Annotated in this window: 16 protein-coding genes and 1 pseudogene; 9 read left to right on the top strand and 8 right to left on the bottom strand. The window is 38.3% G+C overall.

What is annotated here, in order from left to right; translation table 11 throughout:
* The 5 genes from BT797_RS01795 to fhuF all read left to right on the top strand — a co-directional run.
* Positions 1 to 2,181: condensation domain-containing protein (locus tag BT797_RS01795; RefSeq protein WP_211705418.1), on the top strand; the 2,181-nt coding region annotated here is incomplete at its 5' end.
* A gap of 87 nt (positions 2,182 to 2,268) precedes the next feature.
* Positions 2,269 to 4,536, top strand: coding sequence for a TonB-dependent siderophore receptor (locus tag BT797_RS01800; RefSeq protein ID WP_211705421.1), 2,268 nt, complete (start codon positions 2,269 to 2,271; stop codon positions 4,534 to 4,536).
* Positions 4,526 to 5,503, top strand: a complete 978-nt coding sequence (locus BT797_RS01805; protein ID WP_045109077.1) for a GNAT family N-acetyltransferase — start codon at positions 4,526 to 4,528, stop codon at positions 5,501 to 5,503. Before BT797_RS01800 ends, BT797_RS01805 begins: the two co-directional genes overlap by 11 nt.
* A gap of 72 nt (positions 5,504 to 5,575) precedes the next feature.
* Complete coding sequence (locus BT797_RS01810; protein WP_045109078.1) at positions 5,576 to 6,871, top strand: lysine N(6)-hydroxylase/L-ornithine N(5)-oxygenase family protein; 1,296 nt, start codon at positions 5,576 to 5,578, stop codon at positions 6,869 to 6,871.
* A gap of 14 nt (positions 6,872 to 6,885) precedes the next feature.
* Positions 6,886 to 7,599, top strand: coding sequence for a siderophore-iron reductase FhuF (fhuF, locus tag BT797_RS01815; RefSeq protein ID WP_075470955.1), 714 nt, complete (start codon positions 6,886 to 6,888; stop codon positions 7,597 to 7,599).
* 43 nt (positions 7,600 to 7,642) lie between these two features.
* Here the strand turns inward: fhuF and BT797_RS01820 are convergent, their stop codons facing one another.
* The gene (locus BT797_RS01820) at positions 7,643 to 9,076 is read right to left on the bottom strand and encodes an FAD-dependent oxidoreductase (RefSeq protein ID WP_045109080.1); all 1,434 of its coding nucleotides are present in this window, start codon (positions 9,074 to 9,076) and stop codon (positions 7,643 to 7,645) included.
* A 130-nt stretch (positions 9,077 to 9,206) separates the two neighbouring features.
* Entirely contained in the window at positions 9,207 to 9,830 is a 624-nt protein-coding gene (locus BT797_RS01825; RefSeq protein WP_370429900.1) for a LysE family translocator, read from the bottom strand.
* Positions 9,831 to 10,056: 226 nt separating this feature from the next.
* Between BT797_RS01825 and BT797_RS01830 the strand changes: the two genes are divergently transcribed.
* On the top strand, positions 10,057 to 11,247 hold the full coding sequence (locus tag BT797_RS01830; RefSeq protein ID WP_045109082.1) for a hypothetical protein: 1,191 nt from the start codon (positions 10,057 to 10,059) through the stop codon (positions 11,245 to 11,247).
* A gap of 86 nt (positions 11,248 to 11,333) precedes the next feature.
* On the opposite strand, the gene BT797_RS01835 is transcribed toward BT797_RS01830, so the two are convergent.
* From BT797_RS01835 to BT797_RS01860, 6 genes and pseudogenes are all read right to left on the bottom strand, one after another.
* Complete coding sequence (locus BT797_RS01835) at positions 11,334 to 12,719, bottom strand: sodium-dependent transporter (protein WP_045109083.1); 1,386 nt, start codon at positions 12,717 to 12,719, stop codon at positions 11,334 to 11,336.
* Between the two features lie 371 nt (positions 12,720 to 13,090).
* Positions 13,091 to 13,573, bottom strand: a complete 483-nt coding sequence (locus tag BT797_RS01840) for an SRPBCC family protein (protein WP_045109084.1) — start codon at positions 13,571 to 13,573, stop codon at positions 13,091 to 13,093.
* 240 nt (positions 13,574 to 13,813) lie between these two features.
* Positions 13,814 to 14,248, bottom strand: a complete 435-nt coding sequence (locus BT797_RS01845; RefSeq protein ID WP_045109085.1) for an Rrf2 family transcriptional regulator — start codon at positions 14,246 to 14,248, stop codon at positions 13,814 to 13,816.
* 58 nt (positions 14,249 to 14,306) lie between these two features.
* A complete protein-coding gene (locus BT797_RS01850) occupies positions 14,307 to 14,807 on the bottom strand; it encodes a hypothetical protein (protein ID WP_045109086.1) in 501 nt (166 codons plus the stop codon).
* A 165-nt stretch (positions 14,808 to 14,972) separates the two neighbouring features.
* Positions 14,973 to 16,471: pseudogene (locus BT797_RS01855) on the bottom strand (FMN-binding glutamate synthase family protein).
* Between the two features lie 101 nt (positions 16,472 to 16,572).
* On the bottom strand, positions 16,573 to 17,103 hold the full coding sequence (locus BT797_RS01860) for an NUDIX hydrolase (RefSeq protein ID WP_139291617.1): 531 nt from the start codon (positions 17,101 to 17,103) through the stop codon (positions 16,573 to 16,575).
* Between the two features lie 236 nt (positions 17,104 to 17,339).
* Here BT797_RS01860 and trpR point away from each other — a divergent pair, with 236 nt between their 5' ends.
* The 3 genes from trpR (at position 17,340) to BT797_RS01875 (ending at position 20,056) form a co-directional block, all read left to right on the top strand.
* Positions 17,340 to 17,669, top strand: a complete 330-nt coding sequence (gene trpR, locus BT797_RS01865; protein WP_244534092.1) for a trp operon repressor — start codon at positions 17,340 to 17,342, stop codon at positions 17,667 to 17,669.
* 4 nt (positions 17,670 to 17,673) lie between these two features.
* Entirely contained in the window at positions 17,674 to 18,915 is a 1,242-nt protein-coding gene (locus BT797_RS01870) for an aromatic amino acid transporter (protein ID WP_045109088.1), read from the top strand.
* A 247-nt stretch (positions 18,916 to 19,162) separates the two neighbouring features.
* Positions 19,163 to 20,056, top strand: a complete 894-nt coding sequence (locus BT797_RS01875) for an endonuclease/exonuclease/phosphatase family protein (RefSeq protein ID WP_075470957.1) — start codon at positions 19,163 to 19,165, stop codon at positions 20,054 to 20,056.
* Positions 20,057 to 20,068: the final 12 nt, after the last annotated feature.

Below are 20,068 nucleotides of genomic sequence, written 5' to 3' on the forward strand. Positions count from 1 at the left end.
TTAACGCCAAAAGATATTTTCGAACAGCCAGTTCTTAAACAGCTTGCAGCTTTGTTGCAAGAAATCACCGAACAGAAGGCACAGTTATTACCGACGTCTGAATTTGCATTAATGCCAATTCAACAACATTTTTTCTCACAACAACCAGCAGAACCGTCTCACTGGAACCAGCATGTTTGTGTTGAGTTAAAGCAAGATATGAATGTTGATGCGTTAGCTAAATCATTACATTCTGTTGTTGCCCATCATCCCGCACTTCGTCTTAAATTTAGTCATGGAAATAAAGGGTGGGTACAGCAATATACTGATGTTATTTCATCTGATTTATTATGGAACTGTAAGATTGATGATGATGCTGAATTTTCTGTATTAGCATTAGAACTACAGCAAAGTTTGAACATTTATAAAGGTGATTTGCTACGTGCTGCGCTAATAAAACAGCCACAAAAAGCGGACCGACTATTACTGGTTATTCATCACCTTGCTATAGATGGTTTTTCATGGCGAATATTGTTTGATGATTTATGGTCGGCTTATCAACAGCTCAGTACTATGCAAGAAATACAATTGCCTGCTGTGTCAGCAAATTATAATCAAGTCATTGAGCAACTGAATATTTGGACTCGAACCTTAGATATGCAACAGCAGCGTGAATATTGGTTTGCACAAGGGTCATCTTCATCTCTACCTCTTCCGATTTATAAGAATAGACGAACGGTAAGTGTCAAATTAGGTATTGAAGATACACAAATATTATTGCGTAAAACCGTCGGTCAATTAAATGTACCAACACCAAACCTATTAATTACCAGCTTAGTGCAAACGTTAGCATCGGTGGATAAACCAGATCTACATTTATATTTGGAAGGGCATGGTCGAGAAGAAAGCGTATTTGGTGCGCTTGATTTAAGCCGAACAATGGGTTGGATGACGAGTCTTTATCCGATTAAATTAAGTTGGTCTGCATATGCTGAGACTTGTCTAGAGTCGATAACTCAGCGCTTGAATGAGGCTCAACAAGATGGCGGTATTGGTTACGGTGCCGTGATGTCTTATGAATCTTCAAAGATCTCGGTTAATGCGGATATCACATTTAATTATTTAGGTCAGTATGTCGATAATGGTTTTTCACATTGGTGTAAACCGATTGTTGCTGGTGGCCCTCCACAATCTGATTTAAACCCAATGCTTACCCCGTTAGTTATTAATGCACAAATTACGGAAGGGCAATTAAGTTTAGATTGGGAATATGCACATACACACCATACTGAAAATGAAGTGACCCAGTGGGCGAATGACTTTGTCGTTAATTTACAAAAATGGCTAGGCCGTATCGGTAACAATACTGAGATTAAGGCAGATCTACGCCTATTAGAACCACTCAATCAACCTTGTGGTACTGAACCTGCTATTTTTTGTATTCATCCCGTTACGGGAAGAACGACAGGGTATCAATTGTTAGCTGAAAGATTAGCAGGTAAGCGCCATCTAATTGGTATCCAGTCACGGAGTTTTATTGACGATGGTTGGTTTGATGCATCTTTATCGGCGATGGCCGAGAGCTATTATCAAACGATTAAGTCGGTACAAAATGAAGGTCCTTATTATTTACTTGGTTGGTCTTTAGGCGGCGCGCTGTGTTTGGAAGTTGCAGCTAAGTTAGAAGCGAATAAACAGGACGTTGCTTTTATTGGATTACTTGATTGTTATGTACCTGGATTTGAGGTTGCTGACGATCAATGGGACTCACCTAAAGCGCAACAAAAACTGATGGAACATTTAAGTTTATTACTCTCCCCATTAAGTCAGTATCAGTCTCAGCAATGTCTTAAATTATTAAATGAAAGTAGTCCTGAACTGTGGCCTTCTCAGTTTGATATGTGGTTATCGACAATGCCTGTTTCTCGCCATATGGCAGAAAATGCACAGCAAGTCTTGTTTAGTTGGGCCATTGAGCAGCACATGAGAGCAATCTGTGCTGGCTATCAACTTGCTAGCGTGGATAGAAAAGTTGAAAGTTGGTGGGCTGCTAATCCTGAGGGGAGAGCTCAGCAGTTAAGCTCGGGACTAGAAAGTATTAACTCGCTAGAGTCTAAAAAAATTGTAAATAGCGATCATTTAGGCATTGTTCGAAATGAAGGCGTTATATCAGATTTAACTGTTCGTTTATTGAATCAGTAAACGGCGGTCATTTTAAAAGGTTAAACCTAACCTTTTAGCGGATTGATAATCATTATCAATATTATAATCATATGTATTGGAGTATTTATGTTGTTTAAAAACCAGCGGATGGACGCATTTGTTAGCCATAAATTTGTAAAAAAATCTTTGGCTACAGCTGTAATAATGGGATTAATGGTAAATTCTGTATCAGCAAATACGAATGAAAATTCGGAAGAAGAAATTGTTGTTACTGCAGAATTTAGTAATCCAATTGGCCCCGATTTTGGTTATGTTGGTGAAAATAGCATGACAGCAACCAAAACGGATATGCCAATAAGCAAAACGCCAAGAGCAGTATCTGTTGTGACAAGAGAACAGATGGATGATCGAGCGTCTGTGAGTGTGGCTGATGCTTTGCAATATACCCCGAGTATTCAGGCCAATTTTTATGGTGAAGATAACAAGCAAGATTGGTTTGTTATTCGTGGTTTTAATCAGGCTAATGATGGTTTGTATCAAGACGGAACGAGAGTCGATTCGTCAAGCTTTTATAGCTATCAAGTCGACCCGTTTGGCTTAGAACGTGTTGAGATATTACGTGGTCCAGCATCGGTATTGTACGGACAAAACCCTCCAGGCGGTGTGATTAATGTGATTAGTAAACGACCTCAACATGGTGGTAGTTTTGGCTTCGTATCGGTGGATTATGGCACCAATGATCGTCAGCAATTAAGCTTGGATCTTGGCAGTGATATCACTGATGACATCGCTTGGCGTTTAGTTGCTTTAGGTCGTAAAAATGGCACTGATGTTGACAATGTTGAAGCTGAACGAATCTATCTTGCCCCATCAGTGAGTGTTAACTTTAGTGACAATACTAACCTAACGGTACTTGCGAGTTATCAGAAAGACGACTCAGACCCTTATTTACAGTTTTTACCGATGGAAGGGTCATTAACTGAAAATGAGAATGGCTTCATTGGTGATGATGTTGCTATTGGTAACCCTGGTTATGAAAAATTTGAGCGTACTCAAGCTGCATTAGGTTATGAATTTAGTCATAAGTTTAATGAGTCAGTTCAGTTTGCTCAATCTGTGCGTTATAGCCAATTAGATATTGATTTAAAACAGATGTATGCACTTGGTTATGCTCAAGATTTTGGTCTGGAAGCAACAAGAACCAATATCGTACGAGGCTTATCAAGTGAAGAGGGGAAATCGAAAAGTTTTTCTGCGGATAATCGCTTAATTTATAAGTTTAATACGGGTAAATTAGAGCACACATTATTATCTGGTATTGATTATCGCTGGCTTGATATAAAAGGGCAAAGCTTTGGTGGTCGCGTTCTCGTCGCTGACGGAAATACGCCGATTAAAGTTCCAACCCCATATCCAGGTATATATCTTGATACTTATAATCCACTATTCAATCCGTACAATCCGAGTTATACAGACAATGTTACTTTATTAAATGGGACTACTTTCCAACCTGTAACAGATGCAGACCGTGAAACGAAAACAAGTGAAAAGCATCAACTGGGTGGTTATTTACAAGAGCATATGTTGATTAATGATAGAGTTGCTATCACGTTAGGTGTTCGTTTTGATGATACAAAATCTACCTTTGAAAATAAATCAACCAGTGCAAAGCAAGTAGTTAGTAACCAAGAGTGGACGAAAAGTGCAGGGGTGGCTTATATCTTTGAGAATGGATTAACGCCATATGCTAATTATGCCGAACACTTCCAACCGGTTCTTAAATTGGACAAAAATGGAAATTCAGCTCTACCAGAGAGCGGAGAACAATTTGAAATTGGTCTGAAATATTTACCACAATCTTTCGATGGTTCCTTTAATGCGGCGTTGTTCCAAATCAACAAAGAGAATATGGCGACCTCGGATGCAGCTGGTAATTTACTTCAAATTGGTGAAGTTGAAAATAAAGGTATTGAGTTAGAAGCCGTTGCTAATGTGACTTCGGGGCTAAGTTTAGTTGCTAATGCAACTTTCATGGACTCAGAAATTGTTAAAGATAATGATGCCTCTAAGGTGGGTAACCGTCCAATGCAGGTCGCGAATACACTTGCATCAGCTTGGGCTAACTATCGTTTCTTTGGTAACAGCCTAGAAGGTTTAGCGATTGGTGTTGGTGGCCGTTATGTTGGCGAAACTTATGCTGACGATACTGAAACAACAAAGGTAGCTGATTTTACGTTAATGGATGCAACGGTGAGTTACACCATTAACAATATGAAGATCCAAATTGCAGCTAAAAATCTTATGGATAAAGAGTATGTGTCAACTTGTGGTTATGGTAATTGTTTCTATGGTAATGGCCGTAATATGATTGCGAGCCTTAGCTATGCTTGGTAATTCTACCATTGAGTATCCGCAGCCTTCAGGGCTGCGGGTAACACTTGCTACACATAATCACTGGCAAGTTTACCAACAAGACCACGTTATATTCAGCGGCATTCTTATATCGCCGACTAAGTTTCAATTAAATAGAGAACATTTACAGGGGGCGTTATTGCTGCCTGTGTGTCATGCGATATTCAGTACTATCCCTACGCTTGAATGTATTAGTTTAGAGGCCGAAAATCCTTTGGTTAATACTGATTACATGCAAAGAACGTCGGATGGGGAATATTTGTTATTTAAGCCGATGTTATGGCAGTTAGGTGAGTTGTGGTTAGCACAACCTGAATCGAAGCCATTTCCACATATGCAAGTACTTGATAGTGCTGGTTATCACCCATTACGAGCGCACCCACTGACTGGCGACCTATATCACCGATATATTCCAGAGTTAAAGTCGTGGATAAAGTTGCGAACACTTGATATCGACAGAGATCTAGCGCTTTTTAACCGCTGGCAAAATGATGAGCGTGTTGCGGCTTTCTGGGAACAAAAAGGAACATTAGATGAACATCGGGATTATTTGCAAGCACAGCTAAACGATCCTAAAAATCAAATAATCATCGCTTCTTTTGACGAACAACCATTTGCTTATTTTGAAGTGTATTGGACCAAAGAAGATCGGATCGCGCCTTATTATACTGCTGGTGATTATGATCGTGGTATTCACATGCTTGTTGGAGAGGATAAACATCGAGGTCCGCATAAAGTATCAGCTTGGTTAAGCTCGTTGTGCCATTACATTTATTTATCTGATCCCCGTACATTGAGAATCGTCAGTGAACCGAGAGCAGATAATGAAAAAATGATTAATTATTTACAACAACAGCATTTCTCTAAGCAAAAAGAATTTTTATTTTCGCATAAACGAGCAGCATTGATGCTGCAGTTTAGAGACAGTTTTTTTACTCAGTTTAAATAAACATAAAAGTATATAAATTAAATGGCAATTGATTGTAATGCATAAAATGCATTACAAGGAGTGAGGTAAGATATGTTAAATAAAGCAACAATATACGATGTAATTGGCATAGGTTTTGGTCCCGCTAATTTAGCTGTGGCAATCGCAATGCAAGAGTCATCGGTAAATGAACAAAGCATGAGCTACTGTTTTTTAGAAAAGAAACCAGTATTTGAATGGCATGGCGGCATGTTGCTAGATGGCACAAGAATGCAGATATCTTTTTTGAAAGATTTAGTTACACAGCGTAATCCGTTAAGCCATTATACTTTTGTGAATTATTTACATCAGCATAATCGATTAAATTCATTTATTAACCTCAGCTCGTATTCACCTAGCCGAATAGAATTTAATGACTATTTATCTTGGGCTGCGAGCCATTTTTCAGAACATGTAGATTACGGTGCTAATGTTGTTGCCGTTGAACCTGTTGAAGTTGAAGGTGAAGTTGATATTGTTAAGGTTGTATCGTTAAATGCCCAAGGTATTGAAGATATTCGTTATACTCGGAATCTAATTGTTGGTGTTGGAGGCGCAGCTAAATTACCGGACCAATTTTTAGAGCACCGTAGTGATAAAGTCATCCATTCTTCAGGGTATAAAATCTGGCGGAAGACGTTTAAAACCGAAAATAATAAGCCTAAAGTTGCTATTGTTGGCGCAGGGCAAAGTGCCGCAGAAATTTTTGTTGAATTATGTAACGACTATCCTGATGGTGAAATTAATCTGGTTAATAGAGGGCGGGCGATTTATCCCGCAGATGATAGTCCATTTGTAAATGAGATATTTAATCCTGAGTTTACAGATGAAATTTATTCGTATGCACCTGAGGAACGTGATTCAGTGATCCAAAGGTACAGTGGTACTAATTATTCGGTTGTCGATAAACCAGAAATTGAAGCGATTTATGAGCGATTATACTTACAGGAAGTGACAGGTAAAGGTGAACATAAATATTTACCTTTACATGAGATATCTGAAGTCGCAATAGCTAAAAACCATGTCGCAATGAGGCTTCATAATACTTCTACACAAACTAAAGTTTGGCATGATTATGATGCTATTGTACTTGCTACTGGTTACCATTATAACAGTTTTAATACATTGCTTGATGAGTTAAAGCCGTGGATGTATATGGATAATGTGGAACGTTGCTACCGTATTCCTCTAAAAGATGGGTGTAATGTAAATGTATTTTTACAAGGTTGCTGTGAATCGACGCATGGTTTAAGTGATACCTTATTGTCGATATTAGCGGTCAGGTCCCAAGAAATTGTGAATTGTTTAGTGGAAAGAATCTCCGAATCTAAAAACAATGTTTGTGTTTAGATTAGGGTGATATTTTGAGTCTTCCTATATTAGCTCCCCTTTTCCAGGGGGAGTTTAAACAATACGCGAATATATTTCGTTTTCCGGCGGGTAATAATACCTCATTGCCGGCCTCGGTTTTATTAGAGCCTAGTTTTGTTAAGGAACAATTGGAGCTATTTAGACCTGATTGTGACGCGACCTTACATGCAGAGGTTCTATCTGAATGGAGCAAATATTATTTCATCCGTATTTTAGCACCTGTTATCGTTGCTAATGTGTTACTAAGACATGCGTTACCTGTGTGTTTATCTGAGCTTGAATTAATTTTTGGCAACGATGGGACAGTCCATGGTTTTGTAGTTGAAGAACAAGGGACCACTATTATAACGACTGATGTGAGCCGTTATGAGAGTTTAGTCGAATATAACTTAAAACCACTAATCGAGTCATGGGCATTACATTTTTCAGTACCAATTAAGATTCTATGGGTTAATGCCGCCAGATATATCAATTGGATTAATGTTCAACTCGAACTGGCGGGGATGGATGGAGAGATATGTAAAGCAGTAAATCAATTATTAGAACATCGATATATTAATGACAAGATAAATCCGATGTTTGGATGTTATCGCTTAAAGCGAATAGCAGGTAAGCCTGTACAAATAAGGCGTAATTGCTGTTTGCGTTATCGGTTACCGATGACAGAGCTTTGTGATGACTGCCCAAGATTACTTGAACCCAAATAATATATTCAAGTAATCGACAGCCATCCTTGGCTACTAACCATGATCAGATCTTAGCAAGTGATGTTGGGTAGTTTCTATCGTGAGCAATCTCACAAGCAAGTTTGTTGATATCACTTTCAGATAAAGCGGTGAAATTGGCATTTACATTACGGCACTCTGTTAATTGCTCATGTGAGTAATCAAATAGTTTATGTATAATTTGATCTGCTACTGTGAGTGCTGACGATGCTTTAACTATTTCGGCTCTAGCATATTGCTGCCCTTCAAAAGAGACGTCATAAGCGCGTAGAGATACATCATTACCTGGTATTTGTTGCGCGCCAAATAATGGCCTTCCTGCGGTTTTTGCGTTGTTAAAGCTAGGGATAAAATGACTGATATGGTGAATAGCTTTTTGCGTACGGCTATCAGACTCTTCTTTATCCCAACCTTGGACTAGCTTGTTGATGAAGCTTTTATCTAGTTTAGGTTGGGCACTGTCATTGGTACTCTTAGCTAAGCCATTTTTAAATAACGTGATCTCTTCAGTCATTCCGTGTAATTGGAAATAGCCATCAGGGTAAGGTGTTAATTGCGCCATACCTTCAGGTGTCCCTCGTTCGCCGTGAAAGACAACTTCTGGCCAGCGTTCACTTTGTTCCCAATGCGTAATGTAGGCAGCCTTAAATTCAACCATTCGTTCTTTTGGTGTATCTGCCATGTCATCAATAACACCAGTTCTATAACCACAAGCATTAATTAAATAATCAACTTCGGTTGTTGTCTGTTTATCGTTTTCAGCATGTGTGATTAACCAGGTCTTATCCGCAGTGTAAGCAACGTTTATCACTTTGTTGTTAACCAATAAGTTGCAAGACTTTGAGGCATTCAAACTAAGTTCTGTACTTGCTGCGATACGGAATAAACTTAAACCGTACTCTTGAACCATCAATAATGGAAATTTAACTGAATCGAGATCAAGTGTTTTGGCAAGCGGGATCATCCAGTCGGAGAATTGCGCTATCTCAGACGGTTGTGATTCTTTTTTTAATCGTTCGAGATCATGGCGGGTAAACATTTGATAATAATCGTCGGGATCACCGAGTACTTTATTGCTTTCATCAGCTTGAATTAACGCTTTGTAACGTTGAGTTAACAATTTAAGTCGTGGTAATAATGTTTCTATATTACTTTCATCGCGTTGAGGGATTGCAATTACGGTTGGACGCTTATTAATGCAATGCGGATAGATCTTCATTGTCGCGATTGACTGTTCTAATAACGTAAGGCATTGCTCGTCGGAAATATCAGGGTAAAGATTGCCGCCAGCATGTAAATGACATACCGGAGGGCCATTGACTAAGCTAACCCCTTCTTCAAATAAGGTTACATTTATGTCTAATCCAGCCAAACGTAATGCGATTGTACTACCGGCGATACCACCGCCGATAACCGCAATGCGTTTTGATTTTAAAGTAGACGGTACGTTATTAATCATTCTCTTCGCAACGTATAAATAATTAGATAATTTATTATGCCAATTATTTATACCTGAATGAAACTTATTTTTAGTTAAAGTGTATTTATACTAAGCAAATAGCGAAGATATTTGTGTATTAGCAGGTACTTTATCCCGTTGCTAACCAGATCCCCACAAATACCATCAACGAACCAGCAATTTTATTGAGTAAGCGGACATTATTACCTTTTTGTAAAAAGAGACGTAGTGTTTGTCCACCACTCGCATACATTAATAAACAGCTGAACTCGGTAATAAGAATAATTCCAACGAGTACTGACAGTTGTGGTGTTAATGCTTGGGTAGGATTAATAAAAGGCGGCAATAGCGAGATCATAAATACCCAACCTTTTGGGTTTGCTATTGCTGTCACAAAACCTTGGCTAGCTAATTGAATTGGCTTCATTGTAGTTTCAGGATCTGGGTTATCAGAAATAGCGAGTTTACCCTTTGAACGCCACATTTGAATACCAAGGTAAATAAGGTAACTACCACCAAGGTATTTGAGAGCTGAAAATGCGTTTGGGTATTTTAACATTATTGTTGCTACGCCAATAACAGCTAAAATGGCAACTAAACCCACGCCGAGTAATTCTCCCCACATCATGTGAAGGCTGCGCTTTACGCCAATTGTCATGCCTAATGTCATCGATAATGTCATACACATACCTGGCGTAATAGAAACGAAGAAAAAGGTAGGGATAAAAAGTGCTATAAGTTGTAAATCAATGATGGGCATTAGGTAAACTTAGTTATTAGGGTTGCGCTTGATAATATCATCATCAGCTTTCGATATTCTATTGTTGAATGAATATAAATTAGCCATTTTTAACTTTAGGAACTTAATCAAGCGATTCATTTTTAAATTTAGCCAAGTATAGGTTTAAAAATTAATCCTTAAGCCTATACTTATCAATCACAGCAATTGTATTTAGAATTTAGACTGGAATGACGCTTTAATGATAAAATTTATTACCTCTCCGCAAGACATGCGCTTATCTGATGTTGAAACTGCACAATATGATCAAATCGTAGATTATGTTACTGAAATAAGCTTAAACCTAATGGCTGTTAAAGTGACGAACCGACCTGAAGATTTTCTTGGCTGGTGTAATGAATTATACAATTACGCGCGTTACGGCATTAATATGGAATTGCTTGATGCAAAGCATGAAAAACCGTTACAAAAATTATTGCAGTTATTAGAAAAGTCGATCACTTGCCGTCAGGTTAAAACATCACGTATAACACCTTGGCCTTTTCTAAAAAACTTCATGCTTGATCAAACTGATCGCCAAGCATTAGGTGAACGTCTTCGCTTACTAAACTATATCAGCTCATTACGTATAAGCACGTTAGCAGATATGTCTGATCTTGAACGTCTCGCATTTGCTGGTAAACATTTAGCTGCGCACGAACCTGCGAAGTTTGATTTTGATGTTGAATTATTTGGCAGTACTCGTGGTTCAAAAGGTTTCCACGAATTGTTGCAACATACCCCATCCCTTCTTGATGACGCTTTAGCGGCGATCCCGTTAGAAGGCGAAGTGAGCGAAGCGGATTATAAAGAGTTTGTAAAATGTTATACAGCGGCTTTTGCTACCTTAGATAAAGGCAAAGCAGGTTTATTTGTTGCGACTCGTTTATTGGCAATGCGCCGACCTGATGTATTCATGGTATTAACAGCATCAAAAGTAGATGCACTTTGCCAAGGTTTTGGTCTTGTTAAACTAAATGCAACAGACTTTACACGTTACTGGGTTGATATCATTGAAGCGATTCATCGCCAACCATGGTTTAAATCGGCACAGCCAGAAGATGCAACGGAACTTGAGCTATGGAATAACCGTGTCGTGTTATTTGATCTGTTCTTTTTTGTGGATAAAGATTTCGCTGCTAAATCAAATTATTTAAAATTGAAAAATAAGCCAATGGTTGTTCGTAGTACAGCGGGTGGCCGTACTCGTACAGCGGGTGCTGTTCGTCAAAAGCGTACTAAAGAAAGCGCAACAGAAGCGGTAGAGCGTTTACTTGCAGAACCAGGGTTACCTGCTTACTTACAAGGTAAACGAGACTCTATGATTATTGAAGTTGAAAAAGGTAAAAGTGCAACAGAAGTAATGCTGTTAATTAGAGCAATCTTTGGTTAGTGCTTATTGAAATTTTAGTTATTAACGATTAAATCATAGAAATAAAAAAGGCTTCATTATGAAGCCTTTTTAGTATTTATTGTTTATTAAAGGCTAATTAGACCTACAGCTTGCAAGAATACAATTGCAATTGCCACTGGTGATAAATAACGTAGACAGAAGAGCACAGCTTTATAAGCACCTTCTGATAAACCAAACTCTTCACGAGTGATTTTTTCATTTACTACCCAGCCGACTAATACTGCTGTGAATAGGCCTGCAAGTGGTAACATGATATTTGCTGTCAGTTTATCTAAAGCATCAAAGTAGCTTAGCCCCATAACAACATCTTGAGCCCAAGGTGCACCACTGAGTGAGAACACAGTTAGTAGTGATAGACCCCAAATAGTACAGCCTGCTACGATTGTTGCTTTAGCACGGCTCAAACCAAGACGTTCATTTAAGTAGGCTACTGGTGATTCAAGTAGTGCGATCACAGATGTGAAAGCAGCGAATGTTACCATGATGAAGAATAGCGTACCAAACAGTGTTCCTAGAGGCATTTGACCAAACGCGATAGGTAATGAAACGAATAGTAGACCAGGACCTGCAGAAGGCTCCATACCGTTAGCAAATACGATTGGGAAGATAGCCATACCTGCGATAAGTGCTACCGCTGTATCCATGATCGCGATCCAGATCGATGTTCTTGCGATTGATGTGCCTTCAGGCATGTATGCACCGTAAACCATCATGATGCCTGATGATAAACTTAGAGTGAAGAATGCATGACCTAGTGCAGTTAGCACACCATCAATTGATAGCTTAGAGAAATCTGGCGAGAACATGAATTGTGCTGCTTCACCAAAATTGCCGGTTGCCGCTGCGTAAACCATGATGATCGTTAATAAGATTAGCAGTAGGGGCATTAGGTAGGTAACGGCTTTTTCTAAACCTGCATTAACACCACGAATTAATACTAACATTGCAGCGACAATTGTAATTGAAGACCATAAAATTAGTTGGGTGGTATCAGTAATTAAACCTGTGAATAGCGCACCAATTTCATCTTTATGAGAAACTTCAGAACCTGCTGTTGCAAGGAAGTCGCCGCTCATGCCAAAGAAGATGTAAGCTGCTGCCCAACCTGCAATAACGATATAGAAACTTAAAATTAATGAACCTGCGATAACACCCGACGCCCCCAGTAGAGACCAGATGCTTGAACCGCCAGACTCTTTTGCAACTGTCGCTGAAGCATTTGCTGGTGACGTACGAGCTCGTTTACCAATCATTACTTCTGCCATCATGACAGGAATACCGATTAGTAGAATACAAAACAGGTAGACAAGAACGAACGCTCCACCACCATTTTCACCCATGATGTAGGGGAATTTCCAAAGATTACCTAAACCTACAGCCGCGCCTGCTGCTGCAAGTACGTATTTAAATTCGCTAGACCAGCGACTGTCAATTGTTGTGCTTGTTGTCATTTTCCCATCCTGGGTTATGTATATGGTTATGTACATACTAATAACATATTAAAAACACCGATATAAGTGCTTTAATCAGATGATAACTCTAAAATGCTTGTTATTTGTTTACTTAAACCTTTGAATTATTCACTTGATAGTTTTATATGTCACTAAATAATCTAAGTGTGGAATTAAATGCTTATATTTCGAGTGTGTGCTGTATATTGCAGTTTTTTGCTACATTTGTGTGAACGAACTGTTGGTTGTTTGTTTTTTATTCTAAAGTTCGTAAGGTGAAATTTGGGGAGTGAGCGGGAGAGCAATGAAGCTGAATTAGTGCCCTAACTTAGCTTCATTGCGATTTTTAAACTTATTATATGAAGATCGAATTAAGCTGTTGTAGCTACCTTCGATAATGTTTTAGCTAAGTTTTTGATATAAGTATTTGTTAATGTTTCAAATTCAACTTTAACAACTGGCTTCAAACCGATACCAGCCAGACTTGGTAGTGGAATTGTAATCACAGCATCTGTTAATAAGTTAATATCACATCCAGTACTGGTCTCTGTTATGATCCATTTACCAGATACTTGTGCACTATTATTAGCCGTTTCACGAGGTTCCCAAACAATGGATTTACTCGCAGCATCACAGGTATATTCGCATGCATAAATTGTTTGAAGTTGAATCGGACCTAGACCAATTTTTTTCATTTCCCAGCGGTAAGTGTTTGCAGCTTCTTCGATCAAATGTTCTAGATCTGGAAAATGGCTGGTTGAAGCCGGAACGTCAGCTAAAAGCTTATAAACGGTATCTATATCTGCAGGTACTGTAAATTTTTTATTTAGTTGAATTTTTACGTCGAAAGCCATTTCAAATGATCCTTTATTTAATAATAGTGTTAATTATTCTAGGCTTAACGCGCTAGATGTATAATTCTGCCGCTTACATTGCACCAGATGAATATTGTTGTCAATAATGAACTATCAATTTTGAGGTATATGTTGTGGCGGTATTTATCTTCAAATATTGTCAGTTAAATACGCCTACATATACCTTTAGCCGGGGTGATTATAAGTTACACAAGACTATATAAAGCTGCATAATGACTATCATGCTTGTTTTGTATAAGGTAGCGATTCAAATTGATATGTATCATTGAGTAAATCAGTCAGATAATATTGATCTAGTGTTTTTAGGAAAGCTTCAATGCCTGTTTCTAGTACTTTTTTTAATTGATAAATTGGTACAATGTCGCTGTCACTTGCGTTGGCATCGATACCTTTTAAATTATTTTCTAGCGCTCGGACTAGCTGACCAATATTTATTTCTGATGCGGGTTTTGCTAACCATATACCGCCATTTTTACCTCTCGATGATTCTATATAGTTGAGAGCTGACAGGTGTGCTATGACTTTAGCAATATGGTTTCGTGATGCGTCATACACATTAGCTACTTCCGCAGAACTTGAGCGTTGTCCTTTTGGAAGAGTGGATAAATACATGAGTGTGCGTATGCCAAAATCTGTATAAGTCGTTATCTTCACTTTAGTCACCATTGCAAATGTTATCGTAAGTTAATTATGCGCAAATTACTCTAGAAATTTATACCAACTCTTTTTCTGCTTTTATCATTATGACGTCTTCACCATATTCTTGAAGAAAACGTTTAAACCCTTCGAGTAATTCTCTTGGATGACTAAACTGGCAGTAAGTAACTGGATAATCTTGATCTAATTCTTTTAAAAGTGGGCTTTTGATTGGTGCTCCTCGCCAGACTGCAAAAAAAACTGGCTTCGGATGGATGGAGCTTAAATTATAAGAAAGTTCATAAGCATCGCTATCATTAGATGATGTGTGGATATAAAGCAACGCATCAACAACCGATAATAAACGTAAACGGTAATGACGATAATTAGCAGGTGTGAAAATGATCCCTGTTTGTCGCTGAAAAGCTTGCTGGTAATCACCTTGTTCTTCACTTAGATTGAAAGGAAGGAATTCAAGACCGTCGATATTATGCTGTAAAAAAGTAATCACATTATCTAAAATCTTCAAGTGGTCTTTATGAATATCCCCCACATCTTGTTTGACTAACAGTTTCATTTTTATTCCCTTTCCTGACGATCGTTAAAAATCGGTTGTTAGGAATACTGTTATACACGGAACTATTAGAATTATTAATCAAGAGCTTGAGATATTTTAGCCTAGATTTAAGATTGATTAAAAAGTATTAAAAAATTAAAATCTAGGCTCATGTATTCGGCTTGTTTATTCGATAGGATAGAGTTTATCAAGTGCGATAGATAACCCATTTTCAGTGACAATACGTACATGATCACGACGTAGTTTCCTTGGTTCATTAACACCGCATGAATGAGCGATTAGACCAACACCGTAATGAATGTATTTGTTATAATTTGCAACCCGCAGTGCTTTATCTTGAACATCTAATCCTTCTTGCAGTTTTGGGTTGTGGGTTGTGATACCTGTTGGGCAAGTATTCTTATTACATTGTAATGCTTGAATACAACCTAGCGCGAACATGTTTCCACGTGCGGAAACAATAAAATCGGCGCCGACGGCTAATGCCCAAGCGACTTTTGATGGGGTGATCAGTTTTCCTGACGCGATGACTTTAATTTGGTCTCGTAAATTGTATTTTTCCAGCATATTAACAAGTAAAGGTAAGCTTTCTTTTAGAGGTAAACCCACATAATCCATGAGTGGTTGTGGCGCTGCGCCTGTACCACCATCTGCACTGTCTAACGTCATAAAATTGGGCGCTGACTCGGGACCACGTTCGATTATTTCTGTTAATAATTCTGCTATCCATTGAGTATGACCTAATACAAATTTAAACCCGACTGGCTTACCTGTTACTTGGCGAATACGTGCGACCATATCCAGTATATCACCAACATTTTTTACTTCTGGATGAGCGTTTGGACTGATGGAGTCTTCACCGACGGGAATACCTCGAATTTTTGCTATTTCTAGTGTGACCTTTTTACCGGGTAATATGCCTCCCTTACCTGGTTTAGCCCCTTGGCTTAGTTTTATTTCAAACATTTTAACTTGTTCTATTTCGGCAATTGATTTTAATTTTTCATCACTTAAATGACCGTATTTATCTCGCACGCCATATTTTGCTGTGCCTATTTGATAAACGAGATCGGCACCGCCGGCAAGATGATGAACGGATAGGCCGCCTTCACCCGTATTTAACCAGCAACCGGCTTCTTTTGCACCATAGGATAATGCTAATACAGCAGGTCTTGAAATAGCACCATAACTCATGGCCGAAATATTAAAGACTGAATTTGTTACGTATGGATATGGGCAATTGGGACCCAAGGTAATAGTTTGTGGGGCGATCGCATCTTCGGCTAATGTTGGAAAGGCACAATTCATAAACATGATAGTACCTACTTGATTGAGATTACGTGTCGAGCCAAACGCGAGGGTGCGGTCAACATTTTTTGCCGCGCGATAAACCCAAGACCGTTCAGCTCGGTTGAAAGGCATTTCTTCACGATCTTGTGCAAAAAATACTGACGGAAGAATTCTCCTTGTTTTTCAAATAGGTATCGAAATCGTCCGATGACTGGATAGTTATGGCGAATAGCCTGTTTAGTTTGTCTTTTATCTACGATATACATGTAGATAACACTAATTATTCCACCGAAGAGGAGTAAAATGAATAGCCCTGTCATAATATCAAGGCCGAACAGTAGCATGTCAATTTGTGATTTAAATTCCGGTTGCATAGGTAATACCTTTATTGAACTCTACCCTTAAGTTAAGAATACAATAAAGGGAGCTGCACAACTAATCACAATTCCATAATGACTTTATGGAGGCTAATGGACTATTTTGTAACGATATCTTTGGCTATTTTTTGTAGTAGGTAGGTTTCTCGCTCAATTGATAGGCCAGCTCTAGGGTGGCTAGCTATGACGTCAAGGTTATGTGCAATCGCATCGTGGATATTGATCCATAGCGCGCTAACGCCATTTTTTATTTCATTTTCTTCTAAGCGTGGTGTGCCTAATTGTTTGTTGGCATTACAAGTAAAGCAATAGGATAGCATTTGGATACTATCAAAGCCGTCTTTGTACCAAGGGCGAAGTTCTTCGTAACTACCGTAAGGTACTACGTTATGAATATTTTCGGCGCCTGTTTCTTCTTCAACTTCTCGGATTAAACCGGTAATGATGTCTTCATCGTCATGCAATCCGCCACCCGGTAAACTGTAATCATGGTAGCGCGCAGTGAAGATCAATAAGATCTCTTCACCTTGAGTAATAATGCCGCGTGTTGCGACCCGTTGGTCAGTATTTTTAGGTGCGGTTACATCTGGATGGATAGTAGAACGAAGGACGGGCATTTGGTTGATCATTATAAATGGCTCTTATGATTGTTTAACTTGCAGCTAAGATCGGTTTATTTCTACTGTTCTTAGCTATATCACTGTAATGCGTTTTTCGAATCTTGCATTCCATTGCGTAAATGCTGTATGTCATCACGCATTGGAACTCGAATTAGCCATATAGTAGCATATTCGTAAAAAAGACTCTGTAAAGGTGTTTACTTGTATTGATAACTAAATTATTAATTTGCTTAGAGTAATTAAACTTGATATTTCAGCGTGTAATGCTGTACCATTACGCCATTGCAGTGTTAATGCGTAGTTTTTATATTATGATCAATGAATTACTTTTAGATATATCCAGTAAAGACGATATTTCACTGGTTCTGCCATTGCTGCTTTCGTCAGAAGAATTAAATGCTATTAATGCTCGTGTTTTGGTTTATAAAGAACTTTTACTTGGCGAGCGATCACAGCGTGAAATAGCGAAAATACACAATATTAGTATTGCCACTATTACTCGAGGTTCAAATAATTTGAAATCAATGAGTAATATTGAAAAAGAATTATTACAAACATTATTAATTAGGAAGTAGGTTTATGTCTGAAGTCATGACTGCAAATCAAGAAGTGCAGCCATCCTCACTTGGTGGTGTATTTATTATTACGGGTACAAGTATTGGTGCCGGTATGTTTTCATTACCAGTATTAACATCAAACATGTGGTTTGGTTGGGCAGTCCTATTTTTGTGTGTATCTTGGTTCTGTATGTACAGTTCAGCACTTTACTTACTTGAAGCGAACCAAAAATTTAAGCATGGTGTTAATTTTGATTCTATGACGAAGGCTTTATTACCAACATCATTACGCATGTTGAATGGTTTGTCGGTGATGTTTGTCAGTTATATCTTAGTATATGCCTATATTTCGGGTGGTGGCTCGATGTTGGGGCACAGCTTGCAATCGGGTTTAGATATTGAGATTGATCAGTCTGTCGCTAGTTTTATTTTTGCGGTATTACTGGGCTTGATTGTTAGCTTTAGTACTAAAGCGGTTGATCGTTTTACTTCTGCAATGTTAGGTGGGATGGTGATTACTTTTAGCATCGCTATTTTCAGCTTGCTTAGTGGAGCAAATTTTTCTTTATTACAACCATTTGCTGAGATGACAGAACGTTTACCTTATAGTTGGGCTGCAATACCTTCATTAATGGTGTGTTTTGGTTTTCATTCTAATATTCCAAGTCTGGTTAAATATTATAAAAAAGACAGCGCGAAAGTCGTTAATTCCATCCGTTACGGAAGTTTGTTAGCACTGACTATATATATCATCTGGCTGCTTGCGAGTTTTACTGTGATTGGTCGTGATGGATTTGCTTCTGTTATTGCCGAAGGTGGCAATATGGGGGCACTCGTTTCTGCGTTAGAGTCTACGGGATCAGGTGCTACATTAGCGATTACGTTACAACTATTTGCTAATTTTGCTGTAGCAACATCGTTTTTGGGTGTGGCATTAGGTTTATTTGATTTTCTTACTGATTTATTGAAACTTAATGATACCTTGTCTGGTCGTAGTAAAACGGCTTTAGTGACATTTGTACCGCCAATGATAGGCGGTGTGCTATTTCCAAATGGTTTTATCTACGCCATTGGTTATGCGGGCTTCGCTGCCGCTGTATTTGCTTTGTTTACACCTGTCGCACTCGCTTTTCAGGCGCGTAAGCATTTACCAACCACTGACTTTCTTGTTACTGGTGGTTATACACGTATGGCGGTTGTGATTATATTTGCCGTTTGTGTGGTTACCTTTCAAGTATTGTCTATGATGGGGATGCTAGCGTAAGTACGTTAATTAATAGTATGACCGCCGTTAATGAGTATGTTATTAACGGCGGGTTAGTTGATTATAAGTTAATTAAAATGTGATTAGGCTTAAGTTTTTGAAATTAATCTCTATTTGTATTATTTAGTGCTTTATTTTGTCACTTTTTTGAGATATGACACTATTTTGAAACAATAATGATATTAGTTTTGAATTAATTCTATTTTATTCAGTATAATAAGATATATTTTGATTATGTGATATGAACATGAATTATACCTTTTCTCGCGCGGCCATTATTTTTACCTTTGCCTTCTCTTTATCGGGCTGTTTTGATATTGCTGACACGCCAAAATTAAACTCTTCATGGGAAGCTACTGGCTCAACATCAAGTAAGAGCGAGCAATTCGGTTTTATTAATGACTCTACAAGCACATGTCCTACCTTTTTAACGAATAACAGCACTGATATTGAACAGATTTCATTACCTGCTGAATTTAGTATTGTGGATTGGAATATTTATAAGCAACAGGGTGATGATTGGCGTTCAGAGTTAACTACATTAATTGAACAAAATGATTTGATCGTCTTACAAGAAGCTAAATTAAGCTTCTTGTTACATCAATTAATGCAGCAGTATGGGTTAAGTTGGACACAAGTTGAAGCTTTTAGTATTTATAAGCAGTCGATGGGTGTATTAACAGCAAGTAAAATAGAACCGATATCAGTGTGTAAACAAGCATTAGCGGAGCCTTGGATTCGTTTTCCTAAATCGTCGTTGATTAGTTATTACCCTTGGACGGGCAGTGATAAACCACTGCTTGTTGCTAATATGCACATGATTAATTTTACACTGGGTGTTGATGAATTTAATCAGCAATTAGAAAGCGTAATTTCTGTGATTCGTCAGCATCAGGGACCTGTCATTATGGCTGGTGATTTCAATACTTGGACAAATAAGCGCTTGAGCAGGCTGATTGAGGTAACGGCAAGTGTTGAGTTACGACAATTGGTTTATCAAAACGATGTGCGTGAAACTGCATTTGGTCATCCCCTCGATGATATTTATTTTAGAGGGTTGCAACAAATAAGTGCCTCATCTTATGAAACAACAACATCCGATCATAACCCGATTGTTGCGCGTTTTGGCCCTTTGTTTTAGCTCTTTGTTTTA

Source organism: Moritella viscosa (genome assembly GCF_900120065.1).
Lineage (GTDB): Bacteria > Pseudomonadota > Gammaproteobacteria > Enterobacterales > Moritellaceae > Moritella > Moritella viscosa.

What these genes read in the sequence shown, in the direction of transcription:
- BT797_RS01805 (WP_045109077.1), top strand. Translation starts at nt 4,526, where the DNA reads ATGCTTGGTAATTCTACCATTGAGTATCCGCAGCCTTCAGGGCTGCGG.
- BT797_RS01810 (WP_045109078.1), top strand. Translation starts at nt 5,576, where the DNA reads ATGTTAAATAAAGCAACAATATACGATGTAATTGGCATAGGTTTTGGT.
- BT797_RS01860 (WP_139291617.1), bottom strand. Translation starts at nt 17,103, where the DNA reads ATGATCAACCAAATGCCCGTCCTTCGTTCTACTATCCATCCAGATGTA.
- BT797_RS01820 (WP_045109080.1), bottom strand. Translation starts at nt 9,076, where the DNA reads ATGATTAATAACGTACCGTCTACTTTAAAATCAAAACGCATTGCGGTT.
- BT797_RS01875 (WP_075470957.1), top strand. Translation starts at nt 19,163, where the DNA reads ATGAATTATACCTTTTCTCGCGCGGCCATTATTTTTACCTTTGCCTTC.
- BT797_RS01800 (WP_211705421.1), top strand. Translation starts at nt 2,269, where the DNA reads ATGTTGTTTAAAAACCAGCGGATGGACGCATTTGTTAGCCATAAATTT.
- BT797_RS01850 (WP_045109086.1), bottom strand. Translation starts at nt 14,807, where the DNA reads ATGAAACTGTTAGTCAAACAAGATGTGGGGGATATTCATAAAGACCAC.
- BT797_RS01830 (WP_045109082.1), top strand. Translation starts at nt 10,057, where the DNA reads ATGATAAAATTTATTACCTCTCCGCAAGACATGCGCTTATCTGATGTT.
- BT797_RS01870 (WP_045109088.1), top strand. Translation starts at nt 17,674, where the DNA reads ATGTCTGAAGTCATGACTGCAAATCAAGAAGTGCAGCCATCCTCACTT.
- BT797_RS01840 (WP_045109084.1), bottom strand. Translation starts at nt 13,573, where the DNA reads ATGGCTTTCGACGTAAAAATTCAACTAAATAAAAAATTTACAGTACCT.
- BT797_RS01835 (WP_045109083.1), bottom strand. Translation starts at nt 12,719, where the DNA reads ATGACAACAAGCACAACAATTGACAGTCGCTGGTCTAGCGAATTTAAA.